At 73.6% G+C, this 18,414-nt stretch carries 17 protein-coding genes and 1 pseudogene; 9 read left to right on the forward strand and 9 right to left on the reverse strand.

Annotated elements, in window-relative coordinates; translation table 11 throughout:
* Positions 1-77: 77 nt before the first annotated feature.
* Positions 78-2,057, reverse strand: a complete 1,980-nt coding sequence (locus HS048_RS24580) for a serine/threonine-protein kinase (protein ID WP_196468799.1) — start codon at positions 2,055-2,057, stop codon at positions 78-80.
* On the reverse strand, positions 2,057-3,985 hold the full coding sequence (locus HS048_RS24585; protein ID WP_196468800.1) for a serine/threonine-protein kinase: 1,929 nt from the start codon (positions 3,983-3,985) through the stop codon (positions 2,057-2,059). The genes HS048_RS24580 and HS048_RS24585 overlap by 1 nt, the downstream gene beginning before the upstream one ends.
* A gap of 257 nt (positions 3,986-4,242) precedes the next feature.
* Here HS048_RS24585 and HS048_RS24590 point away from each other — a divergent pair, with 257 nt between their 5' ends.
* Complete coding sequence (locus tag HS048_RS24590; protein WP_196468801.1) at positions 4,243-5,154, forward strand: MBL fold metallo-hydrolase; 912 nt, start codon at positions 4,243-4,245, stop codon at positions 5,152-5,154.
* On the opposite strand, the gene HS048_RS24595 is transcribed toward HS048_RS24590, so the two are convergent.
* The gene (locus HS048_RS24595) at positions 5,099-5,785 is read right to left on the reverse strand and encodes an alpha/beta fold hydrolase (protein ID WP_196468802.1); all 687 of its coding nucleotides are present in this window, start codon (positions 5,783-5,785) and stop codon (positions 5,099-5,101) included. The two genes, HS048_RS24590 and HS048_RS24595, sit on opposite strands and share 56 nt — an antisense overlap.
* A gap of 127 nt (positions 5,786-5,912) precedes the next feature.
* On the opposite strand from HS048_RS24595, the gene HS048_RS24600 reads away from it, so the two are divergent.
* Positions 5,913-6,932: a YafY family protein gene (locus tag HS048_RS24600; protein WP_196468803.1), complete on the forward strand. Its 1,020-nt coding sequence runs from the start codon at positions 5,913-5,915 to the stop codon at positions 6,930-6,932.
* Between the two features lie 24 nt (positions 6,933-6,956).
* On the opposite strand, the gene HS048_RS24605 is transcribed toward HS048_RS24600, so the two are convergent.
* Complete coding sequence (locus tag HS048_RS24605) at positions 6,957-7,844, reverse strand: SDR family oxidoreductase (RefSeq protein WP_196468804.1); 888 nt, start codon at positions 7,842-7,844, stop codon at positions 6,957-6,959.
* A 66-nt stretch (positions 7,845-7,910) separates the two neighbouring features.
* Between HS048_RS24605 and HS048_RS24610 the strand changes: the two genes are divergently transcribed.
* On the forward strand, positions 7,911-8,234 hold the full coding sequence (locus tag HS048_RS24610; RefSeq protein ID WP_068899138.1) for a helix-turn-helix domain-containing protein: 324 nt from the start codon (positions 7,911-7,913) through the stop codon (positions 8,232-8,234).
* A gap of 139 nt (positions 8,235-8,373) precedes the next feature.
* Here the strand turns inward: HS048_RS24610 and HS048_RS24615 are convergent, their stop codons facing one another.
* Positions 8,374-9,534: a winged helix DNA-binding domain-containing protein gene (locus HS048_RS24615; protein WP_196468805.1), complete on the reverse strand. Its 1,161-nt coding sequence runs from the start codon at positions 9,532-9,534 to the stop codon at positions 8,374-8,376.
* 99 nt (positions 9,535-9,633) lie between these two features.
* On the opposite strand from HS048_RS24615, the gene HS048_RS24620 reads away from it, so the two are divergent.
* Positions 9,634-10,197, forward strand: a complete 564-nt coding sequence (locus tag HS048_RS24620) for a M48 family metallopeptidase (RefSeq protein ID WP_196468806.1) — start codon at positions 9,634-9,636, stop codon at positions 10,195-10,197.
* 18 nt (positions 10,198-10,215) lie between these two features.
* A pseudogene (locus tag HS048_RS39185) lies at positions 10,216-10,296 on the forward strand (SEC-C metal-binding domain-containing protein); the annotation flags it as partial.
* Between the two features lie 68 nt (positions 10,297-10,364).
* On the opposite strand, the gene HS048_RS24630 reads toward HS048_RS39185, so the two are convergent.
* The 3 genes from HS048_RS24630 to HS048_RS24640 all read right to left on the reverse strand — a co-directional run bounded on the left by HS048_RS24630 (position 10,365) and on the right by HS048_RS24640 (position 14,411).
* Entirely contained in the window at positions 10,365-11,591 is a 1,227-nt protein-coding gene (locus HS048_RS24630; protein WP_196468807.1) for an McrC family protein, read from the reverse strand.
* Positions 11,588-13,774 (reverse strand): McrB family protein, encoded by a 2,187-nt coding sequence (locus tag HS048_RS24635; protein ID WP_196468808.1) that lies wholly within the window; start codon positions 13,772-13,774, stop codon positions 11,588-11,590. Before HS048_RS24635 ends, HS048_RS24630 begins: the two co-directional genes overlap by 4 nt.
* Positions 13,775-13,955: 181 nt before the next feature.
* Entirely contained in the window at positions 13,956-14,411 is a 456-nt protein-coding gene (locus HS048_RS24640) for a hypothetical protein (RefSeq protein ID WP_196468809.1), read from the reverse strand.
* Positions 14,412-15,012: 601 nt separating this feature from the next.
* On the opposite strand from HS048_RS24640, the gene HS048_RS24645 reads away from it, so the two are divergent.
* The gene (locus HS048_RS24645) at positions 15,013-15,426 is read left to right on the forward strand and encodes an SRPBCC family protein (RefSeq protein ID WP_196468810.1); all 414 of its coding nucleotides are present in this window, start codon (positions 15,013-15,015) and stop codon (positions 15,424-15,426) included.
* A 341-nt stretch (positions 15,427-15,767) separates the two neighbouring features.
* Here the strand turns inward: HS048_RS24645 and HS048_RS24650 are convergent, their stop codons facing one another.
* Positions 15,768-16,700: an HNH endonuclease gene (locus HS048_RS24650; RefSeq protein ID WP_196468811.1), complete on the reverse strand. Its 933-nt coding sequence runs from the start codon at positions 16,698-16,700 to the stop codon at positions 15,768-15,770.
* Between the two features lie 263 nt (positions 16,701-16,963).
* Here HS048_RS24650 and HS048_RS24655 point away from each other — a divergent pair, with 263 nt between their 5' ends.
* The 3 genes from HS048_RS24655 to HS048_RS24665 are packed head-to-tail and all read left to right on the forward strand — an operon-like array spanning position 16,964 to position 18,392.
* The gene (locus tag HS048_RS24655; protein WP_196468812.1) at positions 16,964-17,314 is read left to right on the forward strand and encodes a helix-turn-helix transcriptional regulator; all 351 of its coding nucleotides are present in this window, start codon (positions 16,964-16,966) and stop codon (positions 17,312-17,314) included.
* Positions 17,311-17,784 carry an SRPBCC domain-containing protein gene (locus HS048_RS24660; RefSeq protein WP_196468813.1) on the forward strand — a complete coding sequence of 158 codons (474 nt, stop codon included), beginning with the start codon at positions 17,311-17,313 and terminating at the stop codon, positions 17,782-17,784. The genes HS048_RS24655 and HS048_RS24660 overlap by 4 nt, the downstream gene beginning before the upstream one ends.
* On the forward strand, positions 17,781-18,392 hold the full coding sequence (locus HS048_RS24665) for a TIGR03086 family metal-binding protein (RefSeq protein WP_196468814.1): 612 nt from the start codon (positions 17,781-17,783) through the stop codon (positions 18,390-18,392). The genes HS048_RS24660 and HS048_RS24665 overlap by 4 nt, the downstream gene beginning before the upstream one ends.
* Positions 18,393-18,414: the final 22 nt, after the last annotated feature.

The following is an 18,414-nucleotide window of genomic DNA, read 5'->3' on the forward strand; positions in this document are numbered from 1 at the left end:
CCCGGCGCGCGCCGGGAGCGGCGGCCCTCGCACGCCGGGAGCGGTCGTGACCCGTCCGGCCGGCGGGGACCGGGCCGTCAGACGGAGGCGAACGAGAGGGCGGTCCTGCGGAGTTCGGCGGCGGGCCCCCGCGCCAGGACGCGCACCACCGCGCCGTCCAGGCCGAGCATGACCACCTCCCCGGTTCCCCGCCTGGTCCTGGTGGCCAGGAGGTTCCGCCCGCCCAGCCAGCCGCCGAACACCGCTCCCCCGGGGAGCCGCACCGCGGCCCTGCGCGCCCCGGTGGTGTAGTCCCACAGACAGATCCGTCCCGGCTCGCCGGGGCAGACGGTGGTGACCACGGGACCCAGCGGGGAGACCGCGACGTCGTCCCCGGTCGCCTCACCGACCGCGCTCAGCGTGCGGACGAGTGTCCCGTCCAGGTTCCGGACCCGGACCGCCCCGCCGGGGGCCCGCTGGATCACGGTCGTCCCGTCGGGCCCCCAGGCGTACGGGTGCGGGCCGTCGTTGTCGTCGGCGACCCGGACGATCCGCGCGCTGCCCGCCGCCGCGTCAACGATCACGAAACCCTCGCTGCGCCCCATCCGCACCTGCCCCTCCGTCCGGAAGGCGGTGAGAAGCACCCTGGCGCCGTCGGGCGACCAGCGGGGATAGCGGGTCTGCGTCGGCCGCTCGGCCGTCTGCACCGTGATCTCCTTCCCGGTGGCCCGGTCCAGGATCCGGACCTGGTCGAACGTCCCCAGGTCCGTCTTGACGTGCGGGCTGACCACGGCGTGGGCGCCCGTGGAGGAGACCACGACCTCCTGGAGGCCGCCGATCCGCTCGAAGGAGGTCCCGCCGCGGGCCCGGAGGTACGAGGGCCCCCACGTGCGGTCCTCCCGGTACGACTGGTAGGAGGCGACGTGCCAGGAGTCCCCCGGATCCTCGTGGAGGAAGACCTCGGTCCCGGGGATCCGCACGGTGGCCGTCGACGCCGGAGCCATGGTCCCCTCGGCCCTCCCCCGGCCGGTCGGTCCCGTCGCCCCGGGCCGCGCCGGGCCGCCCGCCGTCCGCCGGGCCGTCGCCGGATCGCCCCGCGGCGGCCCGTCCGCCGTCCGCGCCGGCTGGACCGCGGCCCAGCAGACCGGGACGAGCGCCGCCGCCGCCATGGCCGCGGCGATCCGGCGCCGGTTCCGCGTCCGGGGGACCGGGCGCGTGCCGCCCGCGTCCGGCGGAGCCGCCGGATCGGGCCTCTCGGCCGGGAGGCGCCGCGACGCCTCGGCGTGCCCGAGCAGCCGCAGCAGCGCGGCCGTGGCGGTCGGCCGCGCGGCCGGATCCTTGGACAGGCATTGCAGGACCAGGTCCCGCAGTTCGCCGTCGAGTTCCCCCAGATCCGGCTCGGCGGACAGGATCCGGTGGACCGTCACCGGCACCGGCCCGGTCCCGAAGGGCGGCGTCCCGGTCGCCGCGCAGGTCACGGTGGCCGCCCAGGCGAACATGTCGGAGGCCGGTCCGGCCCGCACTCCGCTGAACTGCTCGGGCGCCATGTACGGCGGGGTGCCGACGAGACGTCCGGTCACCGTGTCCGCCGCGTCGGCCGCCCGGGCGATCCCGAAGTCGATCACTCTGGGGCCGTCGCGGCCCAGCAGCACATTGGCCGGTTTGAGATCGCGGTGGACCACCCCCGCCCGGTGGATCGCGGCCAGCGCGGTCAGCATGCCGGTCGCCAGCCTGCGCAGCTCCGCGCCGCGCAGCGGGCCCCGCCCGGAGATCGCCTGCGCCAGGCTGGGGCCGTCGACGTACTCGCTCACGAGGTACGGCGCGCCGCCGAACTCACCGTGCTCCAGCACTCGCGCCGTGCAGAAGTCCTTGACCCGGAGGACCAGTTCGATCTCCCGGCCGAACGCGGCCGAGGAGTCCTCGTCCGCCCCGGAGCGCAGGAGCTTCACCGCCACTTTCTCCCCCGAGGCGGTCTCGGCCAGGTAGACGACGCCCTGCCCGCCCGTGCCGAGCCTGCCGACGAGCCGGTGGGCGCCGATCCGCTCGGGGTCGCCGGTCAGCAGCGGACCGGCGGCCATCAGGACGCCTGCCTTCGGGTGAAGCGCAGGTACGCCTTCTCCTCACCGGCCTCCAGACCGGCGAGCACCCGCTGCACGCCGCCGGTGAAGTCGACCACCTGGACCTGCCGGTTCTTCCCTGCGGGCCGTTGCACCAGCAGGTGGTTCTCGTTGAACCAGCCGAGGACGCGGAGCCCTTCGTGGCCGAGGGGGACGGTTTGGCGGCGGTTGCCGGTCGCCGTGTCCCACACGCACAGGCCCTGCTCCCGTTTCGGGCAGACGGTGTAGAAGAGCTTCCCGGAGGGGGAGAACCAGTCGATCCCGCGGGGGTCCCCCACCCAGTGCATGGTCCGGACGACCTGGCCCTCGAGGTCGAAGAAGTCGGCGCCGGTCTTCTTCCCGTCGAAGTAGCGCCGGGCGACGAGGCCGCCCGGAGCGAAGGTGAACAGGTCGTTCTCTCCGCCGATGTGCTCCGTGACGACGAAGGTGGACTTGCGCGCCCGCACGTCCACGATCGCGAAACCGGCTATCACCCTCTTGGCCGACTCGCGGATCGACAGCAGGACCGTGGAACCGTCCGCGGACCACATGGGCTGGGAGAAGCCCTCGAACGGCTGCTTCACCGTCGGCACCGTGAAGGCCTCCCCGGTCGCCACTTCTGTGATCTTGAGGTAGTCGATGTCCGACTGGGTGAACTTCTCCGACGGGTTGAGCGCCGCGAACCGCTCGTCCGGGGAGAGCACCGGCAGCGTCCCGGGGTCCACCTCCCGGAAGGTGTCCTTGCCCTTCTCCCTGGCGAAGGTGGCGGCCGGCCGGGTGAGGCGGACGTAGGCGCCGAGCCGTACCGGGTCCTCGGGGTGCTCGTGCAGGGTGACGCCGACGCCGGGCAGCGTGACGTCCTTCGACGCCTTCGCCACCTCCTCCAGCGGGTAGAGCACCGTCTCGCGGGTGGCGGTGGCGGTGGCGGCGGGCAGCGGTTCCCCCGCCGGGGAGGCCGACCGTTCCGCGGGCGGCGAGGCCGCCGCCGGGATCGCCCGCTCCGGGACGGTCAGGTACACGGCGCCCGCCGAGACGAGCGCGATCGCCACCGCGCCGGCGCCCAGGAGCAGTCCGCGGCTCCGCCGCGCGGCGGGAGCCGGGGACGGGGCGGGACCGAGGTCGGCGGTGAGGAGCTCGCCGATCAGCTTGAGCAGGACGTCGCTCGCGGCCGGACGGGCGGCGGGGTCCTTGGCCAGGCAGGACGCGACGACGCCGCGCAGGTCGTCGGGGACCGCCTCCAGGACGGGCTCGTCGTGGACGACGCGGTTGACGGTCACGGCCGTCGACCCGCCGTCGAAGGGGGAGCGGCCGGTCGCGGCGTAGACCAGGGTCGCGGCCCAGGCGAACAGGTCGGACGGCGGCGCGGGGTCGGCGCCGTGGAGCAGTTCGGGGGCGGTGAACGCGGGGACGCCGACCGGGCGGGTGGCGCCGGAGCCGGAGTCCGGGAACGCCCCGGCCACCCCGAAGTCGATCACGCGCGGCCCGTCCGGGCCGAGGATCACGTTCTCCGGCCGGATGCCGCCGTGCGTCACGCCCGCCTGGTGGCCGGCGACCAGCGCGGTCACCGTACCGACGGCGAGCCGGTGCAGCGCGGCCCCGTGCAGGGTCCCGTCGGCGACGACCGCCTCTTTCAGCGTGGGGCCGTCGATGTACTCGCTCACGATGTACGGCCGTCCGTCCGCCGTCCCGGTGTCCAGGATCTCGGCGGTGCAGAACGCCGAGACCTGCCGGAGCGGCTCCACCGCGGCCAGGAGACGTTCCCCGTCGAGGCCGGTCGGCAGCAGCCGGACGACGACCCGCTCCCCGGCCGGGGATTCCGCGAGGTAGACCGCACCGCCCAACCGGCCGGTGATCCGGTGACCGCCCACGCGGCCGGGGTCCTGCGGGCCGATCGGCCTGATGTCCGGCATGGTGGATCTCCCCTGGCGACTTGGCGGCGGATCACAATTATGGAGATCATGACCGACAAGCCGGTGGATTTTTCACCGATGCTCTCGAACATCCAAGAACACCTCCGCTCGTCCGATGGCGGACCGCTCACCGCGCCGCCCCACGCCGCCACCCCACGACCGGCCGTTCACCACGGTGGCCCGCCCGGTGGGTCCGCCGGAAGCCGTGGCCGTGCCGTACGCTCCCCGCAGGAGAACGACCTCGCCGGGGAGGCGCCGTGAACGATCTGCCCATCTGCGTGACCTGCGGGGTCCAGTACGGCGCCCCGCGCGAGAACTGCCCGATCTGCGAGGACGAGCGGCAGTACGTCGGCTGGGAGGGCCAGCGCTGGACCTCCCTGAACGGGCTGCGCGCCGCCGGGCACCGGCTGAAGGCCGCCGAGGAGGGCCCCGGGGTGGTCGGCATCGGCACCGACCCCGCCACCGCCATCGGCCAGCGGGCCCTGCTGGTCCGCACGCCCGCCGGGAACGTGCTGTGGGACATGGTCAGCCACCTCGACGACGACGTGATCCGGGAGGTCCGCGAGCTCGGCGGGATCGACGCGATCGCGGTCAGCCACCCGCACTTCTACGGCTCGATGGTCGAGTGGGCGCACGCCTTCGACGCGCCGGTCCACATCCACGCCGCCGACCGGGAGTGGGTGGCCCGGCCGGACGACTCGGTGGTGTTCTGGGAGGGCGACACCTGCGAGATCCTCGACGGGTTGACGCTGGTCAACGCGGGCGTGCACTTCGCCGGCGGCCAGGTGCTGCACTGGCGCGACGGCGGGGACGGCGGGGGCGCGCTGCTGTCCGGCGACATCCTCCAGGTGGTCGCCGACCGCCGCTGGGTGAGCTTCATGTACAGCTATCCGAACCTCATCCCCGAGCGCCCCCGGACGGTCCGCCGCGCCCTGTCGCTGCTGGAGCCGTACCCGTTCGAGCGCGTCTACGGCGGCTGGTGGAAGCGGGTCGTGCGCACCGACGGCACCGAGGCCGTCCGCCGCTCCGCCGACCGCTACCTCTCCTTCGCCCTGGACGACTCCTCCCCCGGCGGCTCCTCCCCGGACGACGGCGGGACCGGGGGGCCGCAGGTCAGGGCTCAGGGGTCGCCGCGGCCAGCAGCCGGGCGAGCCCGGCCGGCTGAGTGATCATGGGCCAGTGGCCCGAGTCGATGTCCGCGAAGTCGACGTGCCCGGCCCTGGCCAGCTCGGGCACGTCGCCGGCGGCGATCCACTCCCGAGCCTGGGCGGGGGTGAACTCGGGGCACACGACGAGGACGGGGACGTCGAACCGCCGCTCGTCCGTCAGGCGCACCACGCCCTCGGCCACCCCCGCGGGGACGGGGATCGCCGCGGCCGCGAAGTCCCGGCGGGCCTCCTCGCCGAGGTCGGCCGAGTCCGGCCCTTCGAACGGAGCCCAGCCGGGGAAGGGCATGGCGCCGTCCTCCAGTTCGAAGAAGTCGGCGTAGGGCCGGCCGTCGGCGGCCGGGAAGCCGCCGACGAGCGCGACCTTGGCGACCCGCTCCGGGCGCGCGTCGGCGGCCAGCCAGGCCAGGGTGCAGGCGGCGGAATGCCCCACCACCATGGGCCTTCCGGACGCCGCGTCCACGGCGGACAGAACGGCCGCCACCTGGTCGTCCAGTGTGGCCGAGGCGGACCCGTCGCCCTGCCCGGGCAAGGTGACGGGTACGGGGCGGTGGCCGAGCGCCTCGAGTGCGGGCACGACGCCGTTCCACGCGGACCCGTCGAGCCACAGTCCGGCGATGAGCAGGATGTCCATGATCGGTTCTCTTTCCTCAGCGTGTCACGGCGGCGTCCTGCCCGCGAGCCTCGGGCAGGACGCCAGGCTAGGACCGATTCCGGACGTTCTACTTCCTGTTCGTCCCGCAACCTCCTAATGTGCTCGTGTGCCGGCCGAACCCAGCCCCACCGCGCGGGCCCTGCGCGCGATGGAGATCCTGCGGGCCCGCCCCGGCGTGACGGCCGGCGAGCTCGCCGCCTGCCTGGGCGTCACGGAGCGGGCCGCGCGCCGGTACGTCGGGATCCTTCGCGAGGCGGGCATCCCCGTCGAGTCGGCCCGCGGCCCCTACGGGGGATACCGGCTCGGGCGCGGGACTCGGCTGCCTCCGGTCGCCTTCACCGAGCCCGAGGCGCTCGGCCTGGTCATGGCGGTGCTCAACGGCCACCCTGCGTCCACCGACGTCGGCGATCTCGTCGGAACCGCTCTGGAGAAGGTCATCCGGGCCCTGCCCGAGAACGTCGGCCGGCAGGCCGCCGCGCTGCGCGAGCATGCGTCGGCGGCGCCCGACCGGTTCTCGGCCCGTCCGGATCCCGCCACCACCGGCGCGCTCGTGGCGGCCATCGCGGACCGGCGGCGCGTGGTGGTCGCCTACCGCAGCGAGTCCGGCAACGAGTGGGAGGCCGAGGTGGACCCCTGGGCGGTCGTCGTCCGCCACGGGCGCTGGTACCTGCTGTGCCACTCCCACCGCGCGGATGCCGTCCGCACCTACCGGGTCGACCGCGTCCGCCGGGTCCGGCGGAGCACGCACGCGTTCGAGCCGCCCGCCGGCCTCGACCCGGTGGCCGCGCTGGAGGAGAACCTGGGCACCGGGTGGGAGTTCGCCACGCGCGTCGTGTTCGGTGCCCCCTTCTCCGAGGTGGCGCCCTGGATCCGGCCGCCCATGGGACGGCTCGAACCGTCGGAGGACGGGTGCGTGCTCATCGGCAGCACGAGCAACCCGGCGATGTACGCGCAGGAGTGGCTGCCGAACGTGCCGTTCCCCTTCCGCGTCGAGGGCGGGCCGGAACTGCGCGCCGCGGTCGCGGCACTCGCTTCACGTCTCGCCGCCGCCCTGGCGGTCCGGCCCGTGGACGACGTCACCCGGTGGCCGCAGAGCGGTACAGATCGATCATCCGACGTCTTCTGAGCCCGGCTCGGCGGCGACCCCGCCCTATCCGGTGACGGCCCCGCCCGACTCAGTGACGACCCAGCGCTGCCGGGCGGCCCACTCCCGCACGCCGGTGGGGGCGGGCCGCAGGATCCCGGCGGGCGGAGGAGGCGGGGGCGCCGCGGCGGCGGCCTGCTCGTAGACGGCGGCGACGCCCGCCGCGGCGGCGTCTCCGATCACCGGTGCGATCAACCGCCCGTACTCCGCGGGATCCAGGTGGATCCAGCGCACGTCCCGGCCCGCGGCGGCGGCGACCTCCGCGGCGACCTGGTCACCGGTGAGCGGCGGGGCGGACAGCAGGCCCACGGCCGCGGGGGCGTCCTCGCGCAGCAGGGCGGCGACGGCGTCGCCGAGGTCGTCGAGGGCCGTCCACGACGCGGGAGCCGCCGCGGGCAGCGGATAGGCCAGTTCGCCCTCCTGCGCGACCCTCCGTACCGACCAGGGCATCAGGAGGTTCTCCAGGTACATCCCGGCCGGGCCGATCACCGACGCCGTCTCGACCGCTCCGGGCAGCCGGCGGGCCAGCAGGACGCGTGCGTCGACGTACGGCACGCCGACCGGCTCCGGCGGCAGCGCCATGCCGGGATTGAACACCACCCGGGACGGGCCCGCCTTGGCCAGCGCGGTCAGCAGGGTCTCGGCGTGGGTGAGGGCCGCCGGGCCGAACACCAGCGGCAGCTGCACCACCGCCGCGTCCGCCGAGCCGTACGCCCGGACGATCGAGTCGGCGTCGGCCAGGTCGAGGGAGCGGGAGTCCAGCGGCCGGACGTCGTGCCCGGCCGCGCGGAGGCGGCGGGCGATGTGCGAGCCCTGGGTGCCCGTGGCGCCGTGGACCGCGACGGAGAGCGACGCGGAGGGCGGGGCGGACGGTGCAGCGGAGAGTGATGTCATGCCGATGACGTTAGGGAAGCTACTTCATATTGTGAAGTACGCACTTTTCCTGTAGGAACTTCAAGCATGGGAAGCACACAGGTCGACTCCCCCGTGACGCCGGAGACGTGCTCGGTGACCCGGACGCTCTCGTTCGTCGGCAGCAAGTGGACGCCGCTGGTGATCTTCCATCTGCTGCCCGGCGCGAAGCGGTACGGCGAGCTGCAGCACCTGCTGCCCGGCATCAGCCCCAAGACGCTCGCCGACCGGCTCCAGACCCTCGAAGGCGAAGGACTGCTCACCCGGACCGTCCATCCCGACAAACCGCCGCGGGTGGAGTACGCGCTGACCCGGCGCGGCCGCGAGCTGGGCGAGATCCTCGACTCGATCGCCGCCTGGGCCGAGTCCTGACGTCCCGCCGCGCGCCCGGCACAGGTCCTCCGGCGGCGGCTCTCCTCCCCGCACCGGCCCTCCCCTCGGAGCCGGGTCTTCCCACCTCGGCCCTCCCCCACGGCCGGGTCTCCTCCCGGCGTCAGGTCTCCTCCTGGTGTCACGCCCCCTCGGTCCGCACCTCGAAGGCGGCGGCGTCCGGCTCCAGGAAGCGCAGGAGCGCCTCGCCCTCCGCGGTCAGCTCGGCGAACGCCTCCCCCGGCAGCGGCTCGAAGGGGGTCAGCCGCAGGACGGCCGCCTTCCGTTTGACCTCCGCCTGCCAGGTGCCGCGGACGGTGCCGTCCCACAGGAACACGGCCCGCACCCGGAGGTTCTTGGTGGTGACGCGCCCGCGGTACTCCTCGGCCATCAGCCGGGTGCGGTCGGCGTGGGCGAGCACCAGGCTGTCGAAGTCGGGCAGGAACCGCGCCGGGGCGGGCGTGTCCTCGTCCGGCCGCGGGGCGCCGGGCAGGTCGAACAGCTCCCTGCCCTTCTCGTCGCGGAAGACGGCCAGCCGGGGACGGAGCCCGTCCAGTACGGCGCGCAGCCCCTTCAGCCCGGTCCAGGTCTGCGCGTCGGCGGCGGTGGCCGGGCCGAAGGCCGCCAGATAGCGCAGCACCAGCTCTCCCGCCGGGCCCTCCGGCCCTCCCGGTTCCCCCGGCTCCTCCACCTGCCCGGCCCCCGCACCGGACGGGGCGCCCGGCGAGGTCTCGGACGGGGCGCCCGGCAGGGCCTCGGGCAGGGCGAACTTCGCTGCGGGCGGGAAGGCCCAGCGGTCCTCGGTGGGGACCATGACCAGCGGGAGGCTCATCCGTACGGCGTAGCCCAGCGCGCGCTCGTTGACGTCGGGGAAGTGCGGCTGGAGCAGGGCGCGCAGCTCGGTGAAGTCCCGCGGCCCCTCGGCGAGGACTGCGCGGGCGACCGGGAGCAGCGCGTCGAGGTCCAGCCCGGCGGTGAGCTCGCCGCGCCCGCGCAGGGCGGCGGCGAGCGACGGCGCGAGGACCGGCCGGAACCTCGCGTGGTCGGCCGCGCTCACCAGGTGGAGCGTGGCCCGCATCATCGTCGCGCGGACCACGGAGCGCTCGTGCAGCGCCCGGTGCAGATCCTCGCGGCGGAAGTCCTCCAGCCGCGTCCACAGCCCGGTGAAGGGGTGCCGGGGCTCCTGCGCCTGCATGCCGCAGAGCCGCTCCACCGCCGCGACGACGTCGCTCTTCTCCCGGGCGAGCAGCATCTGCCGGGCCAGCGTCGCACGGTTCAGCCGCCGTGTCGTGAGGGTCTCCATGCCCCCATCGTGCCGCCCGTGCCTGACAGCCCACGGCAGGTACGGGCGGATACCCCGATACGGCCGCCCTGAGCTCCGGCCGGGGCGTAAGGTCTCCGCATGCCCGCGAAGAACGACCTCGTATCACTCGGTGACATCGAGTTCGCCCTGCCCGACGCCCTCAAGGCGGGTTCCCCCGACCCGGTGGTCGCCCGCCTGCTCGCGGCCGTGGACGATCCCGCCCTCCGCGACGACGACTTCGAACCCGCCTTCGCCATGGTCGCGGTGAGCGGGGTCCTGGAGGATTTCGGCCGCCTGGAGGAGGCGCTGGCCACCCTGAAGCGGGCCGACGCCGAGGGCGTTCGCGACGACACGACCGAGCCGAAGGTCTGGATCGCGGCGCTGCTGGTCAAGCTCGGCCGGACCGACGAGGCCGCCGAGGTCTTCCATGAGGTACGGCAGGCCGGCCGGGACGACTGGAGCGCCTACGAGATCTACGGTGAGGCCGTCGAGGAGACCGGCGACCTCGCGGGCGCGCTGAAGCTCTTCGCCTCCGGCGAGGCCCGGTCCCGCGACGCCGGAGACGGCTTCGGCACCGAGCAGCTGGCCGCGGCGGTCAACCGGGTACGGCGGGCCATGGGCTTCCCCGACACCACTCTCCCGCCGGGACCGCCGGCGAGCTGATCCCCCTGGCCGCCCGAGCGCAACGCCCCCTGCTGGTGCGGCTCCGGCCGCAAGTACAAGCAGTGCTGCCGCCCCCGCGGTTTCGCCTCCCCCGCCTGAGCTCCAGGCAGGAGGGGAGGCGTGAGCAGTGTTCCACCGTGGTGGCAGCACCTCGACGCAATCGCCGTTCACCCGCTCGGCGTGGTGAGAGCGATCCGCTCCGCGAGCTCCCGTGTTCTCCTGTCGAGCCGGTCGGGCGGCAGTCCGAGGTCGAGGACGTGCGCGGTGACGGTGATGCCGGAGCCGGTGATGCGGTACGGCCCGGCGGGCGCCCTCCCCGCGGCGTAGACCAGGTGCCCGTGCTCCAGGCCGAGGGCGGTGCAGTAGGAGATCAGCTGGAACAGGTGCCCGGCGGGCGGGTCCCCTTCCAGCACCTGGTACTTGGCGTCGACCACCGTCACCGGCCGGCCGCGGCGGTGGGCGGTGACGTCGGGCCGGAACCGCACCCGGCCGTCCCGGTCCAGGCGGTGGCTCCCCTGCTGGGCCTCGCAGCGCACGCCGTACGGTGTCAGCAGGTCGCGCAGCCGGGCGGTGAGGAAGCGTTCGAAGACCTGCGCCAGGTCGAGGACGAACCCGTCGATCCGTACGGCGGGCGACCCGGCCTGCCGGAGTGACGAGCCGGCGAGGATCAGCTCCGCGAGGCGCAGGGCGGGCACGTACCGCTCGTTGAGCCGGGTGGCCCGCCAGCTCGGCAGCGGGGCGCCGGGCCGGACCGGGACGACGCCGACGAGGCGTGCCGACAGGTGGCGCAGCAGCCCGGCCGTGCCGGCGGTGACACCGGGGACGCTCCGCAGCCGCTCCAGGGCGCCGAGCAGGATGCGGTTCTCCGCGATGTCGGCGGTGTGGTCGTCGAAGGCCACCTCCAGCGGCACGGGCATGCCGAGCCTGCGGCCGAGCTGGGCGCCGGTGCGGACGCGGCCGCGCACGACGGTGAGCGCCTCCTCCCGGTGGACGTAACCGTGCAGCACCCCGCCGTTCAGGGCCTGCTCCGCCAGGTGCGCGAAGGCGTCCGCGACGGCGGCCACCAGCGTCTCGGCCTCGGCGACCTGGACCAGGCCCCGCCGCCAGACCGGGGCGCCGCCCGCGTGGCCGATCAGCCCCAGCAGGTGGCCGACCGGGATCTTGGGGTGGAGGCGCAGTTCCAGCGCGCCGTCGCCGACGCCGATCCGTACCGTCCCGACTCGCTGCCGCCCGGCCGCCCGCCACCGTCCGGAGCGGTCCGGGGTGACGGCGACGAGCTCGGGGACCGCGACCAGCGTCGCCACCTGAGCCGGGGTCAGCGGGAGCACCGCCGCCGACGTCTCGGTCAGCTCGACGACGGGGACGGTCTCGACGGGTGTCCCGGCGGCGTTCACGGCAGGTCGATCCCCAGCGCCTCCAGGAGCGCGGCCAGGCCGTACTCCTGCTCGACGTCGATGCCGCTCCCGTAGAGCTGGTCCTCCAGGAGCGGGAGGATCTCGGTCGCCCAGATCCGCTCCAGCCCGCGCCGGTGCGCCGCCTGGCGGGTCATCAGGTAGGACGGGCCGACCGCCCGGTCGGGGTCGGCGAGGCGGCGGTTGACCTCGTCGAGCAGGCGGGCGGGGGCGTCGGGGAGGTTCTCGCGGGTCAGCCAGCGGCGGAGCAGGCCGTCGACGGGCGGCCGGTCGGGGGCGAGCGCGCGGAACGCGAAGCGGCGGCGCATGGCAGCGTCGACGAGCGCCACCGAGCGGTCGACGGTGTTCATCGTGCCGATGACGAACACGTTCTCCGGCAGCTTGAACTTGTCGTGCGGGGAGTACTGCAGGCTGATCTCCCGGTTGCGGTACTCCAGCAGGAAGTACAGCTCGCCGAAGACCTTCGCCAGGTCGGCCCGGTTGATCTCGTCGATCACCAGCACGAACGGCTTGCCCGGTTCGGCCTCGGCCGCCTCGACGGCCCGCTTGAACGGGCCCGGGACCAGCTCGAAGCCGATCGTGCCGTTCGCCGCCGGGCGGGGCCGGAAGCCCTCGACGAAGTCCTCGTAGCCGTAGGAGGGGTGGAACTGGACCAGGTCGGTGCGCTCGGGACCGGCCAGCTCCTCGGCGAGGCGGATGGCGAGGAAGGTCTTGCCGGTGCCGGGCGGGCCGTAGAGGATGAGCTGGCGCTTGGCCACCAGCAGGTCGGCGGTCTCCCGCAGCCAGTCCGGCGGCATCAGCAGGTCGTCCGCGAACGCCTCGGTGAGCATGGGGATCACCAGTGCCTGCGTCTCATCGACGATCTTGACGTCGTCGGTGACCTCGTCGTCCAGGCCGGCCTCGGCCGCCAGCTCGGCCATCACCCGGGTGAGATCGACGACCGTGCGGCGGTCGCGCAGCCGCGCCTGGGCCGCCTCGGACAACCGGCGCCGGCTCAGTGGGCTCTCGGTGCTCCACTCGACCGGCCGCCGCCGTGCCAGGTCACGGCCGTCGGTGTCGTCGTAGAAGGCGTCGCCGGTGACCTTCCCGACATAGACGGTGTCCCCGTCCACGGTGGCGACGAGGTCACCGGGCTGCATCTCGGTGAGGAACCGCGAGAGCTGGCGCACGTGGGCGGACCTGCTCTCGTTCACGGCGTCCGGGTACGCCGTGGTGACCACGGCCCCGATCTCCTCCCGGGAGGCCCCGGCGGCGATCTCGTCGGCCTCGGCCCAGGCGACGGAGCAGAACCCCTCCTCCAGCCAGCGGGGGATGACGTTGACATCCTTCACGTTGGCGCCCCGCACCAGCCAGCCCTTCTGCGGACGGGGCTGCTCCGGAGGGTGCCACTTCGACCGCCAGGGTTCGGCGTAGAAGCCGACCGGGCGGCCGCTCTCCTGCTCCAGCCTCCTGCGGATCTCGGCGAGGTCGCGGTCGACGTCCCCAGCGGGCCCGGCGAGACGGTCGGCGAAGGCGTCGCGGATCAGTTGTTTGTGCCGCTCGCTGGCGATGGGCTCGTAGGTGTCGGGGAAGAGCAGGAAGAGCAGGATGTGCAGCTGGGACCGGGCGCGGTACTTGCCGTCGTGGTCGGCGAACACCTCCCGGGCCAGGTCGCGGAAGGCCCACGGGTCGCCCAGCAGACGCTCCCGCTCCGCGGCCGGCGACTCCAGCAGCCGTACGGTGACCCGGATGAGGAAGGCGAACTGCGCCCACCGGTAGTTGAGGAACGCCTGCCCTCCCTTGATGGAGCCGGTGGAGGCGGCCTCGGCGAGGTCGGCGGGGATCGCGGCCCGGCGGGGCGTCCACGACAGGACGGTCTCGATGATCTCGAACTTGCGGTCCGGGCCGACCGTCCCGGCGTTCAGCGGCACCAGGTTGACGTACAGCAGTTCGGCCGCGAGCACGACGGCCTCGTCCGAGGCATCCGAGATCTGGCGTTTGAGCTTGACCAGGAACTCGTCCGCCGAGCCGTCGTAGTTCTCGACGAACCGGTGGAGCAGCTCCCGCGCGGCCGGGAGCGTCCAGGCCTCCAGCCCCGGCGCGAAGGCCGACCGGCCGGTGAGGATGCCGGTCCTGAACACCTGCTGCGCGGCGGTGCAGACGATCGCGTGCCGTTCGGCGCTCATCAGACCTCCATCTCGTCGATCACTCAGCGTCCGGTCATGAGCACCCTACGAGAACGCAGGCGACACACCAAGGAACGGTCCGAACCGGGCGTCGGTCAGCGGGGGCGGCTGTACCGACCGGGTGCCCGGTCGGCACAGGCTGCCGTGCCGCGGAGGAGGCCCCCTGTCGGGCCGCGTCCGCTCACTCCGGTTCCTGTGCCGACGGCACCTGTCCACGGCGCTGGAAGGCGAGAGCGGCCAGGCCGAGGAGGACGGCCCACACGACGCAGTACGCGCCGAAGAGCGCACCGCCGCGGTCCGAGAGCAGGGCGCCGCCCGTCATGCCGACCGCCCCCGCGGCGGCCATCGCCGCGCACACCCACAGCAGCACCAGCAGCATCCGCCGCCACAGCCGCCGTCGGACCGGCGCCAGGGAGACCGCCAGCAGGGAGATGATGATCAGGCCGGACGCGGCGTTGCCCCACTGGGCCAGTGCGACCTGTCCGGGCCCGTAGCCGAGGTACTCCTCCGGGGCCACACGGGGACCGCCGGTGACGCCGAGGCGCCCTTCGAGAGCGAAGTGGACCTTGGACACGACGTAGAGCGACGTCCAGCCGATCGCCGCCCAGGCGATCCAACGCCCGGTCCGAACAGTCATGCGGTGATCTTCTCATCCGTGTGATCTCCTTGAAGATCCGGGGCGCAGGATCCGGCCACCACGAATGGCGGCGGGAGCAGACATCCGGGAACGTCACGGCAGACCCTTCAGCGCCCCCGATCGTCATCCGTCGCGCCGTGCACTCCTTGACACCAAGAACCACACCTCAGCGGAATTCGGCCGTTCCCCGAGCGTCCCGGGCATCCGCCGTTCGGTCGGCCGTACCGGGGTCTCCTCGGCAACGCAACGGCGGAGTCCTTCTTCACCGCGATCAAGAACGAATGGTCCGGCCAGTTCGTCCTCGCCACCGGGGACAGAGCGAAACGGCAGGTCATCCGCTGTATCGAGAGGTCCGCAACCGGTGGCGCCCGCACTCGGTGCTCGGCTGCCGGTCGCCTCTCGGAGCGCTCAACGAGCTCCGTTCATCCCGAGAAGCCGCACAGACTCCGCCACAAGCGACCGCCCCGGGTCACCGTGGCCCCTCACGGAGCACTGTCGTTCCGCCGCTGCCGCGAAACACCATGGTGCGACCGGGCGCTGGACTCGGAGATACTCCACGTATGTCGATCATCGACTTCTCTTGAGAGGAATCCCCAGCACCATGGCCTCCATCCGCCACGAAATCGTGATCGACGCGTCCCCCGAGCACATCTGGGACGCGCTGCGCGACGTCGGCGCCGTACACCAACGACTGCTGCCCGGCCGCGTCACCGGCACCCGGCTCGAGGGCGACCAGCGCTTCCTGACCTTTCCCGATGGGCACGTGATCCGTGAGCTGATCGTCGCGATCGACGACGACGCCCGCCGCCTGGCCTACTCCGTCGTCGAGGGCGCGCGGCCGGCGATCGAGCACCACCACGCCTCGTTCGAAGTCCGCTCTGAAGGCGACCGGGCGGGCCGGCTGATCTGGACCACCGACGTCCTGCCGCACGCGCTCGCCGCCGAGATCCGGATTCGCGTCGAGCGCGGCGCGAAGGAGATGAAGCAGGCGATCGAGGCTGCGGCATGTGGGTGAACCCGGGTCGGCGTACTGATGAGCTTGCTCCGCTTCGGCGGACGCCTTCGGTGTGGTGATCAGGCCGCGAAGGCCGCTGACCCTGATGACGGGAGCACACGAGGCCCCCGCCGCGGTGCCGTACTGCACCTCTCCGCGCTGTGCGCGCCAGTGGTCCAGCACGTGCTGGACCGCGCCGGTGGCCTGCGGGCCGCCCTGCTCGTTGAGCTACCGCAGGAAATGCCATTCCCGCTCCCCACGGACTCGGCGTCCGGTTCCGGCTCTCCGGCCAGCTCGGACTCCGCCAGGTCGACCACGATCGGTCAGTGAGACGGCGAAGTCGACTCGGCGCGGCCGGCTCCTCAGGAGGCCAGGAAGACCTCGTCGAGGTGCCATTCGAGCACCTCGGTGCTGGGCCGGTCGCGTCGCTGGCGCGGGAGTGCGATCTGCGTTCCCGCCCGCCGATAGAACTCCTCGCCGTTGCCGAACTCCTCCCGCAGCCGGGGGCTGACCCGGAGCCGGTACTTCGGATCCACCGCCAGGTAGCCCCGGTCGAACAGGGTGTGCACATCCGAGCGGAGCAGCAGCCCGTTGTCCAGACAGTGCTGGCCTCCCGCGGCGACGGGACGGATGTGGGCCGCCTGCAGGACCGGCCGGATCTTGTCCCCGGTGACGGCGCAGCGCCGCTCGTAGGCCTGCAGGACGACGGCCTGGAACGCCCGCTGGCCGAGCCGCCGGGGGGCCAGCCGCGGATCGCCGTAGACCGGACCGTCGAGGTGCCACGGTTCCGACAGGTCGACCTCCACCCCGATGCCCATGCGGTCGAGCAATCCGTGGAAGTAGGCGGCTTCGGGGTGGACAGCCAGGTCGTAGCCCTTGCCCTGGACGATGTTGGAGGCGAAGTCCGGCGGCGCTCCCGCGTCCGCCCCCTCGGGGAAGAAGCAGACATCGCGGACGATGACGCAGCCGATCACCGGGTCGTCGCCGGGTCCCATCGGCTCCTTGCGGTAGCGGCCGACACGGTCGCGCAGCTCCGCCAGGCTCGCCGCGCCGTTGCCCTCGCCGAAGAACTCCCACGCCTCCGAGACCCGGAGCTGGGCGAAGCCGCTGTAGAAGCCGCCGCCCACCACGCGGTTGTGCGGGTAGTGGCTCTTGAAGAAGAACGGCTCGCCATGGCTGAGGACCTTGAACTCCCGTGCGCTCGACGGGCGCCAGAAGTTGACCTCGCCCACCTCGGGGCGGGCCGCCAGGAAGCGGTGCCACGCGGCGTCGGTCACCCCGACATATGCCTTCACACCGGTGATTGTGCACCCCTGAAGATCACCCGCGCCAGGCGATCCCGAAGTTCGCCGCCGATGAGCGGTCCCATCCCCCGGCCCTTCTCACGCGGTGGACGGCCGAGGCCGTACCCGCCACCCGGAAGGGCCGGAATCCGGCCCTTCCGGGAGAGCGTGCGCGCCGGACCACGGCGGCATCCGACCGACGGCCACCAAGTCGGGACAGCTAATTATCAACCTTTTGGTTGTATATCAGAAGAGTGACCTCTATCCTCAACCATATGGTTGAGGGAAACGGGGCGCTGGACGCGGTGTTCCACGCCCTGGCTCACGACGCGCGGCGCGGCATGCTGCGCCGTCTCGCCGCCGGGGAGCTCTCGGTCGGCGAGCTGGCCGAACCGCTGCGCATGTCCCTGGCCGCGGCGTCCAAGCACGTGAAGGTGCTCGAGCAGGCGGGGCTGGTGGAACGCACCGTCACCGGGCGCCGGCACGTCTGCCGGCTCCGGCCCCGTCCGCTGTCCGACGCGGTGGCCTGGCTGCGCTTCTACGAGGGGTTCTGGGACGCCCGGCTCGACGCGCTGCAGCACGTCCTCGACCCGCCGCACCCGTCCGTCCATGAGGAGGCACCATGACGACCGACCTCGCAGCCTTTCCCGCCGTACGGCGCGAGCGCGTCCTGTCCGCGTCCGTGCACGCCGTCTACCGGGCCTGGCTGGACCCCGCGATCCTGCAGCGGTGGCTGGCGCCCGGATCCCTGGAAGGCGTGCGCGCGGAGGTCGACGAGCGCCCAGGCGGCCGGTACCTCATCCGGCAGACCGACTCCGACCAGCCCGTCGGTGGTTTCGACGCGCAGCTGCTCGAGCTCGTGCCGGACCGGCGCATCGTGTGGCGCTGGAGTTTCATCGGCCCCGACCGCGACGCCGGTCCGGTGTTCGACTCGCTGCTCACCGTCACCCTCGACGAGGCACCGGAGGGCGGCACCCGCCTGACCCTGGTGCACGAGCGGCTCGGCGCGCTGGCCGCCACCCTGCCCCAGGTCGCCGAGCAGGTCGGCGACGGCTGGGACGGCGTCCTCGACCGGCTCGCGGAGACGGTCCGATGACGGCGGCCGACCTGCTCCCCGCGACCGACGTGCTCGCCGCCCTCATCGGGCAGGTCCGCGACGATCAGCTCACCGCGCCCACGCCCTGCGGCGGCATCACCGTCGGCGAGCTGCTCGACCACGTCGACAGCCTCTGCGTCGCGTTCACCGCGGCCGCCGCCAAGACGCCCCTCGACGGCGGCGGCCGCGCCCCGGTGCCCGACGCGTCCCGGCTGGGCGGCGACTGGCGCCACCGCATCCCGGCCCGCCTCGACGAGCTCGCCCGGGCGTGGCGGCAGGCGTCGGCGTGGACCGGCACCACCGAGGCCGGCGGCATCCGGCTGCCGGCCGAGGCCGCCGGGGCGGCCGCGCTCGACGAGGTCATCGTGCACGGCTGGGACCTCGCCGTCGCGACAGGCCGGCCCTACCCCGGCTCCGACCCCGCCCTGGCCGAGTCCATCACCATCGCGTACCGGTGGGCCGGATCCGTCGTCGAGCAGAGCCCGGAGGGCAGCCCCGGACTGTTCGGACCGCCGGTGCCCGTGCCCGGTGACGCGCCGCCGCTGGACCGGCTGCTCGGGCTCACCGGCCGCGATCCCCACTGGCGACCAGGCGGCAGCGGCTCCTGACCGGCCTGTCCCCAAGGCCGGC

The sequence above is a fragment of the Planomonospora sp. ID91781 genome (assembly GCF_015711595.1).
In the GTDB taxonomy this organism is placed as follows: domain Bacteria; phylum Actinomycetota; class Actinomycetes; order Streptosporangiales; family Streptosporangiaceae; genus Planomonospora; species Planomonospora parontospora.